This window comes from Sphingobacterium sp. SYP-B4668 (assembly GCF_027627455.1).
Taxonomy (GTDB): Bacteria; Bacteroidota; Bacteroidia; order Sphingobacteriales; family Sphingobacteriaceae; genus Sphingobacterium.
Genome location: NZ_CP115483.1, coordinates 1,875,706 through 1,894,954, shown reverse-complemented (window position 1 = coordinate 1,894,954; position 19,249 = coordinate 1,875,706). Strand labels below are relative to the sequence as shown.

At 39.4% G+C, this 19,249-nt stretch carries 18 protein-coding genes; 3 read left to right on the top strand and 15 right to left on the bottom strand.

Going from position 1 to position 19,249, the window contains the following annotated elements:
- Nucleotides 1-99: 99 nt before the first annotated feature.
- On the top strand, nt 100-1,305 hold the full coding sequence (locus OQ289_RS07990; RefSeq protein WP_270090202.1) for a pyridoxal phosphate-dependent aminotransferase: 1,206 nt from the start codon (nt 100-102) through the stop codon (nt 1,303-1,305).
- 119 nt (nt 1,306-1,424) lie between these two features.
- Here the strand turns inward: OQ289_RS07990 and OQ289_RS07985 are convergent, their stop codons facing one another.
- From OQ289_RS07985 to OQ289_RS07950, 8 genes are all read right to left on the bottom strand, one after another.
- Nucleotides 1,425-1,967: a hypothetical protein gene (locus OQ289_RS07985; protein ID WP_270090200.1), complete on the bottom strand. Its 543-nt coding sequence runs from the start codon at nt 1,965-1,967 to the stop codon at nt 1,425-1,427.
- Between the two features lie 31 nt (nt 1,968-1,998).
- Nucleotides 1,999-3,273 carry a glucose-1-phosphate adenylyltransferase gene (locus tag OQ289_RS07980; protein ID WP_270090199.1) on the bottom strand — a complete coding sequence of 425 codons (1,275 nt, stop codon included), beginning with the start codon at nt 3,271-3,273 and terminating at the stop codon, nt 1,999-2,001.
- Nucleotides 3,274-3,277: 4 nt separating this feature from the next.
- The gene (locus tag OQ289_RS07975) at nt 3,278-4,696 is read right to left on the bottom strand and encodes a glycogen synthase (protein ID WP_270090198.1); all 1,419 of its coding nucleotides are present in this window, start codon (nt 4,694-4,696) and stop codon (nt 3,278-3,280) included.
- Nucleotides 4,697-4,891: 195 nt separating this feature from the next.
- A complete protein-coding gene (glgB, locus tag OQ289_RS07970; protein ID WP_270090197.1) occupies nt 4,892-6,856 on the bottom strand; it encodes a 1,4-alpha-glucan branching protein GlgB in 1,965 nt (654 codons plus the stop codon).
- Between the two features lie 22 nt (nt 6,857-6,878).
- Complete coding sequence (locus tag OQ289_RS07965; protein ID WP_270090195.1) at nt 6,879-9,329, bottom strand: glycoside hydrolase family 31 protein; 2,451 nt, start codon at nt 9,327-9,329, stop codon at nt 6,879-6,881.
- A 130-nt stretch (nt 9,330-9,459) separates the two neighbouring features.
- The gene (locus OQ289_RS07960) at nt 9,460-10,371 is read right to left on the bottom strand and encodes a YARHG domain-containing protein (protein WP_270090193.1); all 912 of its coding nucleotides are present in this window, start codon (nt 10,369-10,371) and stop codon (nt 9,460-9,462) included.
- A 98-nt stretch (nt 10,372-10,469) separates the two neighbouring features.
- A complete protein-coding gene (locus OQ289_RS07955; RefSeq protein ID WP_270090192.1) occupies nt 10,470-11,129 on the bottom strand; it encodes a DUF2306 domain-containing protein in 660 nt (219 codons plus the stop codon).
- A 54-nt stretch (nt 11,130-11,183) separates the two neighbouring features.
- The gene (locus OQ289_RS07950) at nt 11,184-12,431 is read right to left on the bottom strand and encodes an ABC transporter permease (protein ID WP_033564373.1); all 1,248 of its coding nucleotides are present in this window, start codon (nt 12,429-12,431) and stop codon (nt 11,184-11,186) included.
- A gap of 269 nt (nt 12,432-12,700) precedes the next feature.
- Here OQ289_RS07950 and queA point away from each other — a divergent pair, with 269 nt between their 5' ends.
- Together queA and OQ289_RS07940 are read left to right on the top strand one after the other, a co-directional pair.
- The gene (gene queA / locus OQ289_RS07945) at nt 12,701-13,750 is read left to right on the top strand and encodes a tRNA preQ1(34) S-adenosylmethionine ribosyltransferase-isomerase QueA (RefSeq protein ID WP_033564372.1); all 1,050 of its coding nucleotides are present in this window, start codon (nt 12,701-12,703) and stop codon (nt 13,748-13,750) included.
- Nucleotides 13,751-13,900: 150 nt separating this feature from the next.
- Entirely contained in the window at nt 13,901-14,590 is a 690-nt protein-coding gene (locus OQ289_RS07940; protein WP_270090191.1) for a 2-C-methyl-D-erythritol 4-phosphate cytidylyltransferase, read from the top strand.
- A gap of 9 nt (nt 14,591-14,599) precedes the next feature.
- Here the strand turns inward: OQ289_RS07940 and OQ289_RS07935 are convergent, their stop codons facing one another.
- The 7 genes from OQ289_RS07935 to OQ289_RS07905 all read right to left on the bottom strand — a co-directional run bounded on the left by OQ289_RS07935 (nt 14,600) and on the right by OQ289_RS07905 (nt 19,245).
- Complete coding sequence (locus tag OQ289_RS07935) at nt 14,600-14,752, bottom strand: lmo0937 family membrane protein (RefSeq protein ID WP_270090190.1); 153 nt, start codon at nt 14,750-14,752, stop codon at nt 14,600-14,602.
- A gap of 91 nt (nt 14,753-14,843) precedes the next feature.
- Entirely contained in the window at nt 14,844-15,608 is a 765-nt protein-coding gene (locus tag OQ289_RS07930) for an MBL fold metallo-hydrolase (RefSeq protein ID WP_033564370.1), read from the bottom strand.
- Entirely contained in the window at nt 15,605-15,844 is a 240-nt protein-coding gene (locus OQ289_RS07925; RefSeq protein WP_333485594.1) for a hypothetical protein, read from the bottom strand. Before OQ289_RS07925 ends, OQ289_RS07930 begins: the two co-directional genes overlap by 4 nt.
- Nucleotides 15,845-15,947: 103 nt before the next feature.
- Nucleotides 15,948-16,946, bottom strand: coding sequence for a glycosyltransferase (locus tag OQ289_RS07920; RefSeq protein WP_270090187.1), 999 nt, complete (start codon nt 16,944-16,946; stop codon nt 15,948-15,950).
- Nucleotides 16,947-16,950: 4 nt separating this feature from the next.
- Nucleotides 16,951-17,901: a glycosyltransferase family 2 protein gene (locus tag OQ289_RS07915; protein WP_270090185.1), complete on the bottom strand. Its 951-nt coding sequence runs from the start codon at nt 17,899-17,901 to the stop codon at nt 16,951-16,953.
- 32 nt (nt 17,902-17,933) lie between these two features.
- On the bottom strand, nt 17,934-18,572 hold the full coding sequence (locus OQ289_RS07910; protein WP_270090183.1) for a DUF4199 domain-containing protein: 639 nt from the start codon (nt 18,570-18,572) through the stop codon (nt 17,934-17,936).
- A gap of 4 nt (nt 18,573-18,576) precedes the next feature.
- Nucleotides 18,577-19,245, bottom strand: coding sequence for a hypothetical protein (locus OQ289_RS07905; RefSeq protein ID WP_270090181.1), 669 nt, complete (start codon nt 19,243-19,245; stop codon nt 18,577-18,579).
- Between the last annotated feature and the right edge of the window lie 4 nt (nt 19,246-19,249).

Here is a 19,249-nt window from a genome sequence, read left to right as displayed (position 1 = left end):
ATGTCAATTACATATTTCCATATTTTTAAGTCAAATTATTTACTTTTTTTCAAAAGATTAACCATTTATTTGCATTCTATATAATATCTTTGTATCACCATGAGTATAAAATCAATTTTATCAGATAGGATTAATAATTTATCCGAATCCGCTACGCTAAAAATGACAAAACTGGGTCGAGAGCTAGCTGCAAAAGGAGTAAATGTCATCAGTTTAAGTGTTGGAGAACCAGATTTCAACACCCCTGACCATGTAAAAGAAGCAGCTAAAGTAGCTTTAGACCAGAATTACACGCGCTACTCGCCTGTACCAGGGTATCCTGAATTGCGACAAGCTATCGTTAATAAATTAAAGACCGAAAACAATTTGGACTATGATATCTCACAAATTGTGGTATCTACTGGTGCCAAGCAGTCTTTATCAAACGTATTGATGACGTTGATCAATCCTGGAGAGGAAGTAATTATACCAACTCCATATTGGGTATCATATTCTGAAATGGTCGTGCTTGCCGAGGGTAAATCTGTATTTATCGATACCGAAATTGACCAGGATTTCAAAATTACTCCAGCACAACTAGAAGCGGCCATCACACCGAAATCTAAGGTATTCATGTTTTCATCACCATGTAATCCTACCGGCTCGGTATACAGCAAAGAAGAACTGGCGGCATTAGTCGCAGTATTCGAGAAATATCCTGATATCTATATCATTTCTGATGAGATATACGAGCATATCAACTTTGTTGACAAACATGAATCCATTGCACAATTCGATAGTATCAAAGATCGAGTAATCATCATCAATGGGTTCTCCAAAGCATATGCGATGACTGGCTGGCGTTTGGGATATATCGCGGCTAACAAAGAAATTGCCGCAGCAAACGATAAGATGCAAGGACAGACAACGTCTGGAACCTGTTCAATTTCACAACGTGCTGGAATTGCTGCCTATGAGGGTGGTTTGAGTAGTGTTAACGAAATGAAAGCAGCTTTTGAAAGAAGACGGCAACTGGTCTATGATTTGCTAAATGATATACCTGGCGTAAAAACAAATCTTCCGCAAGGGGCATTTTATTTCTTTCCAGAAATCAGTTCATTCTTCGGCAAAAAAGATCTACAAGGAAATGTCATCAATAACTCTGCGGACCTCGCTTTGTATTTATTGAACGAAGGTCACGTAGCTACTGTAGGGGGAGACTCTTTCGGCAACAACAATTATATCAGACTTTCCTATGCAGCATCTGATGACAGCCTAAAAGAAGCATTAAGAAGAATCAAAGAAGCCCTAGCTAAACTAAACTAGCTGGATATCGTCCTCTTTTAAAAATTTAGTAAGCCATTTCTACCCAGGACAACCATCTCTGAAAATTTGTATCTAATTTCAGAGATGGTTTTTAAACCCGAGTTGAAATGGTTTCTATGCTACATACCCTCCTCCATAGACATTCCCGGCAGAGGAGGAAGAGATGGCGGAGTTTGACTGATTTGTAGTAAGGAAAGCTGTCCCACAAACTCATTAATCAAGCTATTGAAATAAGGATAATAAATTCCGCCCCATAATTGGGTTCCCGTATATTTAACGGATTGTCTATATTTTTTTAGATAAGCAACTGGAATTTCAAAAGCGGAGTAATGTACCTCAGGGCTCCCCATACAGTATGCCGCTGCCTCCTGCGTCATTTCAGCTCCAATCAAAATAGCTATAGACCCAATACCCGACTGCAGTCCTCGTGGCCACCCTTTATTATGGCTAATGGCATATTGATAACAGGATTTTGAAAAATTTCGAATCATCAACGGTTGAATGGTCCCCTCTATTTCGCCGATGATTATAAAGGTATTCAGCTGAGTTGCCAGCCATCGCCATCTGAACTTCTTGATGTATCCCACTGTACAGGGTATACCCGCAATAACCTCCTTTGCAAAATATATATTTTTATCTCGAATAATCTTTTCTACGTCCATCGTAATTTCCCTACCTCAATACGCTTAAAACTTAATATCCAATTTTAAAACCATGAGGGATTACTGCGTTTTTCTTGACCACTACTATACCATCCCTAACGGTGTAGGTCTCATAATCACCATCTTCAAGATGCTCCCCTCCCTTGATGCGGACATCATTCCCTATTCTACAGTTCTTATCCAAAATAGCTTTTTCGATATGGCAATTTTCGCCTACACCTACAGGTGGAGGTGCCTGTGTATTAATTAGCTCGATTACCTCGGTCAAGTGCTCATAATAATCACAGCCCATCATATATGTGGAGTGCATAGTCGTGCCTTTACCTATTCGCGATCGGATACCAATGACAGATTTGACTATGCTTTCGGCCACGATGATACAACCATCTGCAACTATAGTATTGGTAAGTGTAGTACCCGAAATCTTGGAAGGCGGTAGCATGCGAGCACGGGAAAAAACTGTGTTTTTATCAAAGAGGTTAAACAAAGGAATATCATCTGTCAATCCGATATTCGCCTCAAAGAAAGAATCAATCGTACCTATATCCGTCCAGTAACCATCATATTGAAAACTCAATACTCTATTCAAGCCTATGGAATCAGGAATAATTTCTTTACCGAAGTCCATTCCTGGATTCTCTTTTAGCAACTTATTGAGAATACCTCTAGAAAAGACATATATTCCCATAGATGCTAGGTATTGCCGTCCCTCCTTTTCCATAGCCTCACTCACTTCTGACGTCCAATCGGCCAACAATTCGGTCTTTGGCTTCTCAATAAAAGATGTAATCTCATTATTTTCATTGGCTTTCAGAATCCCAAATCCTGGAGCATCTTTTTTGGAGACTGGAATTGTTGCAAGTGTGACCTCCCCTTCATTCTGAATATGAAAATCAATAAGCTCAGAAAAATCCATCTGATAAAGTTGATCTCCAGATAAAATCAAAACATAGTCGTATTCAATATTGGTGAGATATTTTTGAGATCTCCTAACAGCATCGGCTGTTCCTTCAAACCATCGGTCTCCTTCATTAGTCTGCTCGGCTGCCAATATATCGACAAATCCTTTACTAAACACACTAAAATTGTATGTGTTTTTGATGTGCTTATTTAAAGAGGCAGAATTGAACTGGGTCAATACAAATATCCGATTGAACCCCGAATTAAGACAGTTAGAAATTGGAATATCCACCAACCTATATTTTCCGGCAATTGGAACTGCAGGTTTAGAGCGGTCATGGGTCAATGGGAAAAGACGTGTACCACGTCCCCCTCCCAACACGATAGATACGACTTTAGGAAGCATAATTTTAAGGGTTTATCTGGTTATATAAATCAATGTAAGTCTTCGCCGAACTGTCCCATGAGAAATCAAGAGACATCATTCGCTTTTTATTCTTCTCGAATGCCGCACTATTTGAGCTAAATAGAACGGCTCGCTGTATTCCTTCCACAGCACTTTCCACTGATGCTTCTGCAAACCTTACCCCGTATCCTTCTGGGTCTTGGATGTCAATAACGGTATCTTTTAACCCCCCAATCGCTCGTACGACAGGTAATGTCCCGTAACGCAAAGAGTACAATTGGTTCAACCCACACGGCTCCACCCTAGAAGGCATTAGCAATAAATCTGCAGACGCATACACCCAATGGGCTAAGGATTCATCATAACCAAAATAAGCCGAAAAATATCCTGGATATTTAGCTGATAAAGGCGCCAATGAATCCCTAATCTCCGAATCACCAGAGCCTAATATAAATATACTTATTTTTTCATCTTTAACCTCAAATAAATTAATAATAATTTCACTTAATAAATCTGCACCTTTCTCATAGGCAAATCTGCCGATAAACACCAAGAGTGGTCTCCTTGAATCTAATTTATATTGTTCGCAGAAAGTTTCTTTGTTTTTTTCTTTCCCTTTGGTTACATTTCGAATATTAAATGGAAATTGTATTGCCACATCTTTCTCCGAATCCCACACCTCGGTATCAATGCCATTTACAATTCCAACTCCTTTAAAGGACTCGGAAGCAAAGAGGGTTTGTAGGCCATTTGCTTCAACCAATAGTTCCTTCAAATAGCCTTCTGATACAGTAGTAAAAGCCGTACTACACTTAATGGCAGCTGCCAAAGGATTGATAAGCCCATCCCAATCCAATAACCCCCATTTCCAAGTATCGAAAGCAGGCAGTAATATTCCTTTGCTCCAATTCATCCAGCCTTGATACTGACCGTTGTGTACAGTAGCCACAGTTTTGACTGTGCGAAGTGTATGAAAACGATCTCCCCATTGCATGAGGAATGGAATGAGACCCACGTGATAATCATGACAGTGAACAATATCCGGTACGATTGCAGATATCGTCAGCCAATCCAAAAACGCATGTTGAAAGGCAATAAATTGCTCGCCTTCATCGGCATATCCATATACTTCTGAGCGATCTAAAAATCCAGGTATCTTAATTAGAAAAAGATCGAAACCTAAAGTCGACTCGACTTGTTTCCACACCTCATACGAAAGTGTCGCTGAACCTTGATTGAATGTCCCACTAACTACTCTATCAAATGCATGATCTCGTATATAGGGTTTGTCATACCATGGTATGACAACTGATGCATTTATTCCCAATTTATTTTGATACTTAGGCAGGGCCCCAACAACATCTGCTAATCCCCCAACCTTTGCTACGGGGTAGCACTCTACGCTTAAGTGAATTACATTCATCTGCATATTTTAAAATTATTAACGACAAGATAGACCCGTTTTAGCCAAAGCACTAAATCTCATATTGGCGAATCCAATTTAAGCCCATCGGTGCTTTTGTAATTTCCCCTCGATGGATATCCGTACACCTATAATTACCTGATATCCTTACGATTGGCATACTAATGTATTTCAAGAGACATAAATATTTAGTTATCAATGTAATGGGCTCCTTGTAGATAGTGGCTTCGCTGGAAAGGAAGTGTCTTCTACAAGCTTCCTTCTTAACACAACACCTCCAAGTGGAGGAAGATTGACTAACATCGACTGTGTCTGTCCCATCCAATGAATAGGTTCAGTTTCTGCTGTGTCCGTGACAATTCCGCTTCCATGGTATTTTAAATCATCAGAGTTGAGCATTACTTCCCAAGTCCCACTATGTCCAACCCCTACTCTAAAGCTTTCCCTAACAATCGGTGTAAGATTCAAAACAACCAATAAGCAATCATTGGCATCATATCCTCTTCGATGGTATACAAAAATGGATTGATCGGCATCTCCCAATTCAATCCATTGGAATCCTGACTGTTCAAAACTAAGTTGATAAAGTGCTGGTTGTGACTTATATAACGCATGCAAATCGGAAACAAATCTTTTCATTCCTCTGTGGGGAGCGTGTTCCAACAGGTGCCAATCTAGAGATTGCTCTGCATTCCATTCGCCGGTCTGTCCAAATTCATCTCCCATAAAGAGAAGCTTCGAGCCGCTAAAAGTAAACATATAAAGGTAAAGTGCTCTCAAATTAGCAAACTTCTGCCATTCATCTCCTGGCATCCGGTAAATTAAGGAACGTTTACCGTGTACAACTTCATCGTGCGATAGTGGAAGCATAAAATTTTCATGATACGCGTATACTGTCGCAAAAGTCATCTTATGATGATGATATTTGCGATTTACGGGATTTTCTTTAAAATAATCCAATGTATCATGCATCCACCCCATCATCCATTTCATTCCGAACCCCAAGCCCCCAGTATAGGTCGGCTTGCTCACGCCAGGCCAAGAAGTAGACTCTTCGGCAATGGTTTGAACGTCTGGAAAATAGCTATATATCACCTCATTAAACTCTTTTAAAAAATCCACCGCTTCCAAATTCTCGCGTCCTCCAAATTCGTTGGGAATCCATTCCCCCTCATTTCTAGAATAATCAAGATATAACATAGAAGCTACAGCATCTACACGCAGACCATCGGCATGGAAACGTTCCAACCAAAAAACGGCATTGCTGATCAGGAATGCGCGAACCTCGTTACGTCCGTAATTAAAGATATAGGATTTCCAATCTGGATGAAAACCTTTCTTCGGGTCCTCATGCTCATACAAATAACTACCGTCGAAGCGGTGTAGTCCATGGCCATCTCCAGGAAAATGTGATGGAACCCAATCTAAAATAACACCAATATCATTCTTATGTAGCTCTTCTATCAAATACATCAAATCCTGAGGGCTCCCATAACGCGAGCTTGTCGCAAAGTATCCTGTAATCTGGTAGCCCCATGAGGGATAATAGGGATGCTCCATGATGGGTAAAAACTCGACATGGGTAAATCCCATCTCTTTAACATAGGGTATCAAGTGAGCCGCCACATCGCGATAGTTAAATAGTCTATCTGGATGATCTGGACTACGCATCCATGAGCCTATATGCATCTCATAAACTGAATAGGGCTGATTTAAGCCGTTGCGGAGATATCTCTTTTGCATCCAATCTTCGTCCTTCCACTCATACCAGGTAGAAGCGACGACAGATGCTGTCTGAGGTGGAATCTCCCACTGCAAAGCAAAAGGATCTCCTTTTTCCAGCACTTCCCCCGCATAGGTCTCTATATGATACTTATACACTTCCCCATTTGCCAAGTGGGGAATGAATCCTTCCCAAATGCCACTTCCATCCCAACGGACAAATAGGCTGTGGCAATTAGCATTCCAACCGTTAAAGTTGCCAACGACAGTCACTCGTTTTGCATTGGGTGCCCAAACAGCAAAATAAACACCTTCAACATGGGCCACCGTAATGGCATGGGCTCCAAATTTTTCGTACAATTTATAATGCTTCCCAGCTCGAAACAGCGAAACATCATAATCCGTGAATAATGAAAAAATTTCTACAGATTGACTCATAATGGCTTAGGTTAGATTACATTTATTGAACTACTATTTTTCTAAATTCTTTTTCAACAACAAAGAAAAAGTTATCCTGTTTATCTTTTTGAAGTTCAATATCGACTCCATCCTGACTAACTGATGTTGGTAAAGTAGGCATTCCCACCAAGTAAATGTGATAGTTGTCAAATCGTTCAGAATGAAGCCCTTCAATATGTTGGGTGATGACTAAAAAGCCTTGACTCCCGTCCACTATAAAATGTTTTTCGGAGTATATATTTTGCTCATAAGCAAAGGTATCACCGTGATCAGCATAGACATAAGAATCTTCTTTGCCACTCGTATGGTATACATTCAACTTGAGATGTTCTAGTTTTTTCTCCCCTGTATATTGCATGACGGGGTATTCGGGTATGACGCTCCCATGTTTGATAAAAACTGGCATTTCATCCAAAGGAGTATGGACGACGTGCTCCTGCGCACCTTCGTAGCCCGTATTATCAAAATAATAATACCAATAGCCGGCTGGCAAATACACAATCTTCTCCTGCTGACCAGGATTAAGTACAGGTGATACGAGAATTTTATCCCCGAAAGCAAACTCTTCTTCACGTTGCAAATTCTTTGGAATATGCTGCTCCAACATTGCCAATGGTCTCAAAATAGGTAGACCATACTTGTGCTGCTCCCAGAAAACCGAGTAAATGTAAGGTAACAACTTGTATCTCAACTCAATAAATTTGCGATTAATTAGCTCCCAATCTTCGCCAAAGCTCCAAGGCTCTCTATCACGAGTATCACCAGCAGAATGCACTCTCATAAAAGGAGAAAATACACCAAACTGCATCCACCGGGTGAACAACTCTCCATCAGGCTCACCTGTAAATCCACCGATATCAGTACCACAAAACGACAGGCCAGACACCGAAAGACGTTGCAGTTGAAGGGTACCTATCTTGAGATGTTCCCAAGTAGCCACATTATCTCCTGTCCAAACCGAAGAATAACGCTGTGTACCCGAATAGGCGGCTCTAGTAATCGTAAAAGGTCGCCTATTTTGGTAGAGCTTTTTAAGTCCGTCATAAGTGGCACGGACCATCTGCATCCCATATATATTATGAGCTTTCCGATGCGACCCCCTATGACCTTCATAATAATGTCTTACGTCATCGGGGAAAGTACCTCTTCCGAACACCGCTGGTTCATTCATATCATTCCAGAATCCAGCGACACCGTCTTCAACCAATCCCTTGTAAAGACTGCCCCACCATTCACGAACTTTAGGGTTGGTAAAATCAGGAAATTGGCACCGGCCAGGCCAGACAAACCCCTCCATAAAATAGTCATCCCCCCGGCGACAGAAATACTTATTTTCCTGTCCTTCCTTGAACACCCAATAATTATCATCCACTTTGATACCTGGATCAATCATGACAACAGTCTTGAACCCGTCCGAGGCTAAGTCCGAAATCATCTTTTTGGGATTTGGAAAATATTGTTTATTCCAAGTGAAGCATCTATAACCGTCCATGTAATCAATATCAAGGTAGATGGCATCACAAGGAATACTACGCTGCCTGAACTGCTTGGCAACATCTCTTACCATTGTCTCGGGATAATAGCTCCACCGACATTGGTGGTAACCGATGGCCCACATTGGAGGTAAATAATGGGTGCCCGTAATACTATGGTACCGCTTTACGACGTCCATCATGTGAGGGCCATGGATGTAATAATACTGTAACTCTCCTCCTTCAGACCAAAAACTTGTTTGATCATGATTTTCTGCCGCAAAATCGAAATAGGTCTTAAATGTGTTGTCAAAGAAAATCCCATAGGCATCGCCCTCATGTACACCTATGTAAAACGGTATTGTTTTGTACAATGGATCTTGATTGAATGCATATGAATAGGTATCCGAATTCCAATTTTGTATGCGTTTTCCTCTAAGATTTAAATTTGTAGCCTTGTCTCCACCTCCAAAAAAGACTTCATCACTAGAAGCTTTTTTCGTACAATACACATAATATCCCCCAAAATCAGGATTTTCTTCCCAATGCATAGACGAGTAATCTGCATTCACGACCTTACCTATTCGATCTTCAAATGAAATATAGAAATCTTGCTTTTTGATTTTGCAAATGACAGTGTTGGTCTTTACTGCAAAGAAATCCTCACTTTCTTCTAAATCAAAAAGGACAGAATGTAGATTTGATGGCGGAACGGCGTACGAAAAGTCCTCCAAAAAAGATCCTTTAGGGGCTAGACGCACCCTAATAATCTCATCAGTGACAACCGTTACCTCCACCTTGGCGCTGCCATCTGAGAAAATGTATCCCTTATCGTGTTTCAAATAGGACTTTACAGAACCTAAATATTTTTTTTCAATATGTGGTAAATCCAACACTGGGTTATTGACATGATGGACATCCCCCTCCAATGAGCTCTCAGTCGTAGGCTCTACTGCAATAGGTTTAAGTTCTTCTTCCATTCTAAAATAGTGTGATTAAAAATAGCGTACCTTGAATATGTGACTATTACGGTTATTAAAATACGAATATTTAATTCAATAAAGTACATTTATTAATAAGATAACACATTTATAATATTTTTTATATTGACTATCTTCCAAAATAATCGTAATTATCTTCTGCATATTTTTCAAATTTTTTCAACAACGATATATTGTCTTTTTCAAGTTGAGTCAATTCTTGGCTCACTTCATTGGAAATGGGCACATACCATTCTACAGGATCAAAAAATTGTCTTACACCACTTTTTGTAAATGCGTAACCATGTCTAGCGAAAATGGTATTTCGAATAATTTCCAGATCCAACCTCTTCAAATTCTTCAATTCGGCTTCTGTCAACTTCTGTTTAGAGGCATTAATGCTAAACACAGCATCGGATGCTGCTCGATAAAAATCATTTACAAACGTAATCGTCGAATCTCCGTCTTCGACAGTCTCTTCACGTCGTTCGCTAGTCTTCCAATCTACCAACTCGACTTCATTGGGCAACATAAGATTTGGGTTATAGGCAAACTGTTTTTTCAAAAGCTTAAATTTTCGCTTTTTTATTTTGACTTTGTTATCAAAAGCGGTCCAAGTGCCAATGAGTGTATCCCCTTCCAGCCTAAATTCAAAGCGTCCATCTGATCTCTTATCTCCTGGCTCGTCCATGATGAAGGAGACGGAAGCACCATTTTCCTCCATTCGACCTATTAGCGGACGCATATTGCCTTTGACGACATTCTGCCCCAACACCGTATCGGCGGTAATCCGCTTTAGAGACAAGTTGATTTTCGGATTGTAATCAAAGTCCTGTGGCAAATCATCATTAAGAGCAAGGAGCTCGTATAATTCCTCATCCACATCAAAATCGCCTACCCAATTACCATATAACTCTTTTTTTACTTCATGCTCAATTTTCAACGAATCTCTGCCTACTAGGCTTGATTCTTTCTTTTTCCTTTGTTCACAAGACGATAGGACAAGTAATAAAAGGAAGGATAATACTAATACTCTCTTCATATGTATATAATTATTTCATAAATTGATTCCGCTCGGTTTGTTTTTTGACGACCGCTAATTTATCTTGATGGGATAACCAACTATATTATGCACCGCTATCAAATCGTGCTCACATCTTTTAATTCCCTAAACTTCCAAACTAAAATAAACTCTACAACGATCAGATTAGGAATCCACCCCAGCCACGCAATCACTTGATAGAGGTCCATAGGATTCGGTGCAAAAAAGTAAACCAATACCACCTTCCAATACCGGAGTGTAAGCGCCGAACACGTCAAAGCGAAGCTTCGGTACATGTATTTTTGATGGGCTTTAAGATTCCGCTTCGTGGCTGTCCAAAATGCAAGCACTGTAAATAACAACCATAGTATACCCAATATCACAAACGCTACTTGTGCCCAAATACCACCATTGGCATGCAATCCAATTAAGATGCCCGATGGAGCCGCAAAAAAGACAACTCCGATTACATAGACATATCCTAGGCGACGATGCCATACTGGTGAATGTCGAAGAAGGCTAATGTTGAATTGGGTAAATCCGGCAAGTAGTGTAAGAATGGCGCTACATACATGTACATAAAATGCGTATTTATACCAAGAGTGTGTGGATATTTCTGTCTGCTTAATCAATAGAAAATTGGCTTCCAAATCGAAGTAACGGTACCGCCAAGTAATCTCACCCATTAGCACGAAGCTATAGCCGAAGACCAGCAACCATAGTAATAGCATAGCATTGGAGCGAATCAACCTTTCCATATGCTAAAAATACTATTTTCCAGCAATCAAAACGTTAACCTTAAAACAAAAAAATTATTTACTGCGGATTGCTTCTACAGGATCCATTTTAGCGGCCATAATAGCAGGTACCATACCTGATATCAAACCGATAAAAGTCGAGAGAACGCTGGTTATGACCACCATTTTGACACTCACGACTACTGCAAACCCCAACGCTACCTTAACCAGAAACGCAAGTCCATACACTAGAAGCAATCCGAATGCCCCTCCAATGAGACATAAGAGAATGGATTCAAATAAAAATTGGGTTAAGATAAAGTAGTTCTTAGCACCTAGGGCTTTCTGTATGCCAATTAGATTTGTACGTTCTCGCACACTCACAAACATGATGTTGGCAATACCGAATCCACCGACCAATATCGAGAAAATACCAATACAGAAGCCTGCAAGATTGATAACAGTGAACATTTGGTCCAACTGTGCTGTAATCAGTGTCGTTTTATTAATGGAAAAATCATCCTCTCGCTGGGGAGAGATACGACGAACGGAGCGCATCAACCCTCTGAGTTCACTTTCGGCCTCGTCAAGTGTATAGGCTGGTTTAACAGCAATCATTATACTGGGATTATTCTGCTCGTAATTGATGATATTGCGACCCAAGTTGAACGGAATGAAGGCTATTTCATCTGAAGAGGTATTGATTAGCATCCCACTCCCCTCCTTTTTCATCACGCCAATAACCGTTAATTTGCGACCTAAGAGTGAAATTTGCTGTCCAAGAGAATTGCCAGAAGGAAACAGGCCTTCCGCTATCGTCGCGCCCAATATAACAACCATTGAGCCAACATTAGATTCAGTTTCGGTAAAATATCTTCCTTCGGCGATTTCTGAACTTTGTATTTTATAATAATCATGCGTAGCCGCGTTGACGGTGATATTGGATGCACTATTACTTTTAAATTTCGCAATACTATTTCCTACATTGAAACCATACGCCATGCTCTCTGCAGTGGTCATCCGAGCTCGTAGGGATTCATAGTCTGTATATTTAGGTTCAGGGCGATTTATATATTTCCACCAAGGAAAATCGGGACCGCCATCCCAAGGCCATTTGTCCACATAGAGGGTACGGCTTCCAATTTTTCTGACCGATTCTTCCAGATTGTTCCTTAAGGTATCCACTGCCGAAAATACGCCAATTATAGTCATGATTCCGATGGTCACCCCTAATAGAGACAAGAAAGTTCTTGTCCTATTGTCTTTAAGAGCGGAAATCGCAAAACCAAAACTTTCACCCAGTAGTCTAAAAACAGTAATCATGAAAGAGGATAAAATGATAGTGTAAACTTAGATAAATTTGCTTTTAAATGCAATTATAATTCCATTAGAGGCAAAACGCATTTCTCGCACACGGGGATAATTGAAATTAACAAAACATAGGCGAATAATTCGTTCTTAAGGAATATTAATGGTGAAATATAACGCTTTTAGTTGAAAATTGCTTAACTTTGTATGCTTTTTTAAATCCGTTTTGTACAGTGTTTGAACAAAAAGCAACATCATTATTTATCAAATTTCAAAAGTAAAAAATGAAATTATCTCAATTCAAGTTTAATCTACCAGAATCTTTGTTAGCATCGGAACCTTCTGAGCAACGTGATGAAGCACGTTTGATGGTTCTTCATCGTGATAGCGGAAAAATAGAGCATAAAATCTTTAAGGATGTCTTGGACTATTTTGATGACAAAGACGTCATGATCTTAAACAATACTAAGGTTTTCCCGGCCCGTATGTACGGTAATAAGGAGAAAACAGGTGCCACTATTGAGGTGTTTTTGCTTCGTGAATTAAACAAAGAACTACGTCTTTGGGATGTATTGGTCGATCCAGCGCGTAAGATTAGAGTTGGCAACAAACTTTACTTTGGGGATGACGATTTACTTGTAGCCGAGGTTGTTGACAATACGACCTCACGCGGACGTACTATCCGTTTCTTATTTGACGGTACGGATGAAGAATTCCGTCGTAATATTGAAATATTAGGAGAGACACCTCTTCCTAAATATATCAAGCGCAAAGCTACTCCCGAAGATAAATACCGCTATCAGACTATCTATGCAAAAAATGAAGGTGCTGTAGCCGCTCCAACCGCTGGACTTCATTTTTCTAGGGAATTGATGAAAAGGTTAGAACTTAAAGGTGTTGATTTTGCTGAAGTGACACTACATGTCGGACTAGGTACTTTCCGTACGGTTGAAGTGGAAGATTTAACGAAACACAAAATGGACTCCGAACAGTTCATCATCACAGATGAGGCTGCGCGTATTGTCAACAAAGGAATTGACGAAAAGAGAAAAGTATGTGCAGTGGGAACAACCTCTATGCGTGCGATAGAATCTTCTGTCTCTGCAGACAGACATCTGAAAGCCGCATCTGATTGGACGAGTAAATTTATCTACCCGCCATATGACTTTAGCATTGCCAACTCCATGATTACTAATTTTCACACACCAGAGTCAACGCTCTTAGTTATGATTGCAGCTTTCGCGGGTTATGAAAATGTAATGAATGCTTATGAAGTTGCTGTTAAGGAAAAATATAGATTCTACAGCTACGGAGATGCCATGTTAATTATCTAAGTCCACTGAACGATTATATACAAACGCGGAGATATACATCATATCGTCCGCGTTTTTTTAGCTCTTTATTTTGCATTACGACTATGAGATCTATTCATTATACTATGTGTCTGTCGAAAACGTCTTTCTCCAATTCTTAAAGCATCTAAAATGAATTACAATCATGTCATTATCGTCGCTGGAGGCAGTGGTACTCGGATGAACCACTCTCTTCCCAAACAGTATTTGAAATTGGGAACCAAACCGATTCTGATGCATACAATTGAAGCTTTTTATATGGCACGAAGTGAACCACAGATTGTTGTCGTCATCCATCCAGATATGAGACAACTTTGGGAAAAACTTTGTAGGGAATATAACTTTCAAATATCCCACCACATAATAGCAGGAGGCTCTACTCGTTTCCAAAGTGTGCAAAATGGCATTACCTATCTTAAGTCTACAATTGACCAGCCAAATCTACATTGTATTGCTGTACACGATGGAGCTCGTCCTCTTATTCGGACAGAAATCATCGATTTATCTTTTGAAATGGCGAAAGAAAAGCGAGCAGTAATTGTTGGCTGTAAGAGTACAAATTCGGTAAGAATAGAAAAAGATGGAACGAACAAGAGCGTAAATAGAGATAGCGTTTGGTTAATCCAGACTCCTCAAACTTTTGGAGCGGACTTACTTTTTGAAGCATATCAACAACGGGAACAAGATACTTTTACAGATGATGCCTCCGTGGTAGAAAAATTGGGCAACACAATAACGCTACTCGAAGGTCACTATTCCAATTTGAAAATCACCTACAAGGAAGATATCGACATTGCCCAATTATATCTCCAATCTCTTTAAGATAACGAGCTAAGCATTCCCACGTATTATCCTCAATAGAATCACAATAATAGCAATAACTAATAATGCGTGAATAATGCCGCCAGTATAATATCCTCCTAAAAAGCTAATTGCCCAAATAATAACCAAGATGACTGCAATTAAATACAAAATGTTACCCATAATCTTTTTCTTTTTTTGGTTTATACAAAATGAATGTCTGTAAGTATTAAACAGACAAGCAAAAGAAAAGTTTGCAGACGGACTGGAAAACTCAGATATTCAATGTTAACCGGTCATAGGCCAATTGAATAGTTGGGGGTAGCTCCTTAGATACTTCCGCATGAAGCCCGAGACGATGACTGATGTGTGTAAGATAGGTCATTTTAGCACCAATAAGCTCGGCGAATGCTACTGCTTCGGCTAACGTAAAATGGGAAATATGAGGTTCTTTTTGCAGCGCATTGATAACCAAATATTCTACGCCTTGGAGTTTGAGAACTGTTTCCTCCGAAATTGTCTTAGCATCTGTAATGTATGCAAAATTATCTAATCGATATCCTAAAACGGGCATTCGAAAATGCATAACTTCAAGCGGCACAACTTCTTTGTCACATAAACGGAAAGATTGGGTTCCATCTATCTCTCGAAGCTCAAGTTGTGGTACTCCAGGATATTTGAAATCTGAAAACGCATAATAAAACTCTCGTTTTAGAGCCTCATGTAATGCTTGCGTTCCAAATATTGGAATTGAACTCTTTTGTTGATAATTGAAAGCGCGTACATCATCCAATCCTGCTATATGATCTTTATGGGAATGGGTCATTAAAATAGCATCAAGGTGTTTCACTTCTTCGCGAAGCATTTGATATCTAAAATCGGGACCGGTATCCACTACGAGATTATTGCCTTCAAATTCTATTAAGATCGAAGATCTGAGGCGTTTGTCTCGAGTGTCTGCAGATTGACAAACTACACAATCACAAGCTATTACAGGGACACCCTGTGAAGTTCCCGTTCCTAAAAAAGTAATTTTCAAATCGATAATTGTGTTTGCTTAATGATTTGATAAAAGCTCTTTTGCTTCTCATCTAAAACTGATTCATCTCCTTGAATTTCATGAAGGATTTGAATCAAAGACTGTATCTTAATCTCTAAATTTGAAAATTTATTGACAACAATGACTTTAGAATTTTGAAGAACACAAGCGCCGGTCCTAAAATTCCCCTTCTCATAACGAAGTTTAAATCCAAATTCTTTAAACAGCGTTTCCAATTTATCTAAATTATTCTGTGTAAAAGGCAGCAAAATATCTGTTTTAAATCTATAAACCAAGTTAACAAGCTTCAGGTAGATATCAAAATAGAATTTCCAAATTCTATTTCTTTTCGATGATTATCTCCTGAATATACTGCTCAATGAAACCACTTCCGTATGCGATTAATTGTGTGAAGGCAGCAACAACACTTAACAAGCCCACTTGTAAACTTCGGGTGGACCAACAAGCATGAAGAAGTAATAAGATGAAATACATACTAATCATAGTATTGCCCATAGATGTCAATAAATAGATAAGGGTAATCTGACCGGAAACAATATAGTTAAAGGCATTCAATAGCATCAAGCAAACCAATCCTATGACAAATATCGCTGGTAAAGCGTGGACAGGCTTTAACTCATTTGGAAAAAGCTTGTAAATATCAACACGACCTTTACCAAAAAAATTCGTCTGTCTATAAAACTGAGCGAAACTAGTCCTTCTTTTGTGATAAACAAATGCCTCTGGAATCAATCCAACTTTAAACCCATTATCTATCATCCGAAGACTAAACTCAATATCTTCAGATCTTCGGGCCAATTTGAATCCTCCTGTCTTCTCCCAAATTTCTCGGGAAATACCCATATTGAAGCTACGTGGATTGAACTGCCCTACATGTCTTTTATTTCCACGTATTCCACCTGTAGTGAATGGGCTCGTCATTGAATAGCTAATTGCTTTTTGAATAGGGCTAAATGATTCATGAGCTGCATCAGGTCCTCCAAAAGCATCCCATCGATCTCTTTCAAGACCAACTATTACTTTTTCCAAATAATCGGTTGGTACGATAATATCAGAATCGAAAACAATGAAAAAATCTCCACGGGCCCTGGCAAAGCCATAGTTACGAGCAAAGCCCTGCCCTTCATTCTCTTTTCGATAATAGTGGACATCCAAACGACTACGATATCCCTCTACAATTTCCTTAGCTTCTACCGTTGACCCGTCTTCGACTATGATTACTTCAAAACCGCTATACGTCTGGGACAACAACGAATGAAGCAATTCACCTATCTCTTGGGGTCGATTGTATAATGGGATAATAATAGAAAAAAACATACCTCTATATGACTCTATCAATCTGATATTTGTTTCTATCATTTCCATTTCTGGAGACAAGCTCAGCAATGAAGCCCGTAAGAAACAACTGTGTACCTACAAGAATAGCCACTAATGACAAGAAAAAAAGAGGTTGGTCAGTGATATTCCGATAAGGAGATTCATTTGCAATACTCATGAGCTTATCGAATATCAAGTAGAAGGTAATGAATATACCAATCAAAAAACTGATAACACCTATGGTTCCAAAAAAGTGCATCGGACGCTTACCAAATTTCCCAACAAAGTAAATAGAGAGTAAATCCAAAAATCCTTTCACGAATCTACCCGGTCCAAATTTTGTAGTCCCGTACTTACGGGGATAATGTTGTACGACTTGCTCTTGAATCGATGAAAACCCCTCCCATTTTGCCAACACCGGTATATAACGATGCATCTCTCCATACACCTCTATACTTTTGACTACGTCTTTTTTATATGCTTTAAGCCCGCAATTAAAGTCGTGCAAATTTGTAATACCGGACATACTCCGTGTTACAGCATTAAAGAGTTTGGTCGGCACTGTTTTGGTTAATGGATCATATCTCTTCTGCTTCCAACCCGACACCAAATCAGCACCTTGGTTCATAATGCGATCATAGAGTTCTGGAATTTCATCAGGACTATCCTGTAAGTCCGCATCCATCGTAATAACCACATCCCCTTGCGCCGCAGCAAATCCGACATTTAAAGCAGCTGATTTACCATAGTTTCGTCGGAATTTCACCCCTGTAATGTTGTTATTCCCTTGCTTTAATTGTTCAATAATCCGCCAAGAATTATCATTACTCCCGTCATCTACCAAAATAACTTCGTAAGCAAAGTTGTTTGCAGTCATGACCCTATCAATCCAGGAAGTCAATTCTGGCAATGATTCTTCTTCGTTAAATAATGGAACGACAACCGAAATATCCATACGTATATCTAAAATAGCTTTTTTGAAATCAATTATTGATTGGGAATTTGGGAATCAGACTGGTTCCCATATGTGTTATTTGAGTCGTTCGTTCCTTGGAGGAATATAGGCCTCTCTCGCTTGAAGATTGCTGCCAATATTAAAGCCAATACAAAATACGAAATTAGGGTAATGCCAAAACCCTTGAAAAATTGAACGAAGGAGATATTACTAATAGAAGCCTTTGCTTCGTCCAATTTTGCAATTACCTCATCAATTTGTTCGTCATCGGCACCGGCCTTTTCCATCATTTCGATAGTGAGGCTACTCGTGTTGTTCATGACTTCTTCCTGTATTGTTGGTTCCACGTATTTTGTAAAGAGGAATGATCCAACAGATGAAATTAACGTTGCGAAGGCCAGCATAATGAAAATACTCTTCAAAGCTTGACTAAACGACCAATAGCCCCCATACCCCTTCCGAAGATTAATGGAAAAAAACACGGTTATACCAATAAAAATGACAAGATTAAGAACTGCCGAAACGCCATAAAGCACAATCAGAGATGAAGTACTTTTCGAGATGTACATCGTAATAATCCCCAATACCAAAGCGATAACACCTAGATAGAGACCATAAGTAATGCTTTGCTTCTTATTTTCCGCCGTTTGGATTGTCAATGAATCAGTCATAATTTTAGTTGTTATAATTGGAAATAATTTGATAAACCGCAACATCAAATGCTGGATTCAAAGCTGTTGCTTCATACTCCTTCAATTGGCCTTCAGTGGGATTCGATTCGGCAAAGAAACTCATCATTGGATAAAACACATCCAATAGATCATCTTCGGCGTCAAGTGACTTAGCTACTTTAGCGATTTCGGAATAATTGCTTTCTACTAAAATTTGATTGGCAATTACACTTTCGTAAATACGATGTTCATCTTGGAACTCATCCTCATCAACCAACAAAAACTCTTTCAAATAGTCCTCTAATTCCGGTTCAATTTCATCGTCAGCACACTCACGAAGATAGAGAAAAATATTCAACAATTCTGTTCCACGGTCGATGGTCTCATCCTCAATCCCCTCCCACTCAGCTGAATCCAAATAATCTTCCTCCAATTTCTGAACATCCTCTGAAAAGAAATTCATCAGCAAAAGGTCAAAATACACCTCTCTCAATTCATCAAACCGCATGTGATCATCAAAGGCTGTATCCAATAACTCAACCTTTTGCATAAAGGGTTTGTCAGCATCAAAAGCCAATTTTAAAACCCCAAGAAGTTGTTGATAATCACTACCTTCACTATGACCATAAGCTTTCAAGCCTAACTCTACAGCACGTTCTATTTTTTGATCCATGTCA

Coding starts and splice junctions, on each gene's coding strand:
- OQ289_RS07990 (WP_270090202.1), top strand. CDS start 100: ATGAGTATAAAATCAATTTTATCAGATAGGATTAATAATTTATCCGAA.
- OQ289_RS07985 (WP_270090200.1), bottom strand. CDS start 1,967: ATGGACGTAGAAAAGATTATTCGAGATAAAAATATATATTTTGCAAAG.
- OQ289_RS07980 (WP_270090199.1), bottom strand. CDS start 3,273: ATGCTTCCTAAAGTCGTATCTATCGTGTTGGGAGGGGGACGTGGTACA.
- OQ289_RS07975 (WP_270090198.1), bottom strand. CDS start 4,696: ATGAATGTAATTCACTTAAGCGTAGAGTGCTACCCCGTAGCAAAGGTT.
- glgB (WP_270090197.1), bottom strand. CDS start 6,856: ATGAGTCAATCTGTAGAAATTTTTTCATTATTCACGGATTATGATGTT.
- OQ289_RS07965 (WP_270090195.1), bottom strand. CDS start 9,329: ATGGAAGAAGAACTTAAACCTATTGCAGTAGAGCCTACGACTGAGAGC.
- OQ289_RS07960 (WP_270090193.1), bottom strand. CDS start 10,371: ATGAAGAGAGTATTAGTATTATCCTTCCTTTTATTACTTGTCCTATCG.
- OQ289_RS07955 (WP_270090192.1), bottom strand. CDS start 11,129: ATGGAAAGGTTGATTCGCTCCAATGCTATGCTATTACTATGGTTGCTG.
- OQ289_RS07950 (WP_033564373.1), bottom strand. CDS start 12,431: ATGATTACTGTTTTTAGACTACTGGGTGAAAGTTTTGGTTTTGCGATT.
- queA (WP_033564372.1), top strand. CDS start 12,701: ATGAAATTATCTCAATTCAAGTTTAATCTACCAGAATCTTTGTTAGCA.
- OQ289_RS07940 (WP_270090191.1), top strand. CDS start 13,901: ATGAATTACAATCATGTCATTATCGTCGCTGGAGGCAGTGGTACTCGG.
- OQ289_RS07935 (WP_270090190.1), bottom strand. CDS start 14,752: ATGGGTAACATTTTGTATTTAATTGCAGTCATCTTGGTTATTATTTGG.
- OQ289_RS07920 (WP_270090187.1), bottom strand. CDS start 16,946: ATGTTTTTTTCTATTATTATCCCATTATACAATCGACCCCAAGAGATA.
- OQ289_RS07915 (WP_270090185.1), bottom strand. CDS start 17,901: ATGGATATTTCGGTTGTCGTTCCATTATTTAACGAAGAAGAATCATTG.
- OQ289_RS07910 (WP_270090183.1), bottom strand. CDS start 18,572: ATGACTGATTCATTGACAATCCAAACGGCGGAAAATAAGAAGCAAAGC.
- OQ289_RS07905 (WP_270090181.1), bottom strand. CDS start 19,245: ATGGATCAAAAAATAGAACGTGCTGTAGAGTTAGGCTTGAAAGCTTAT.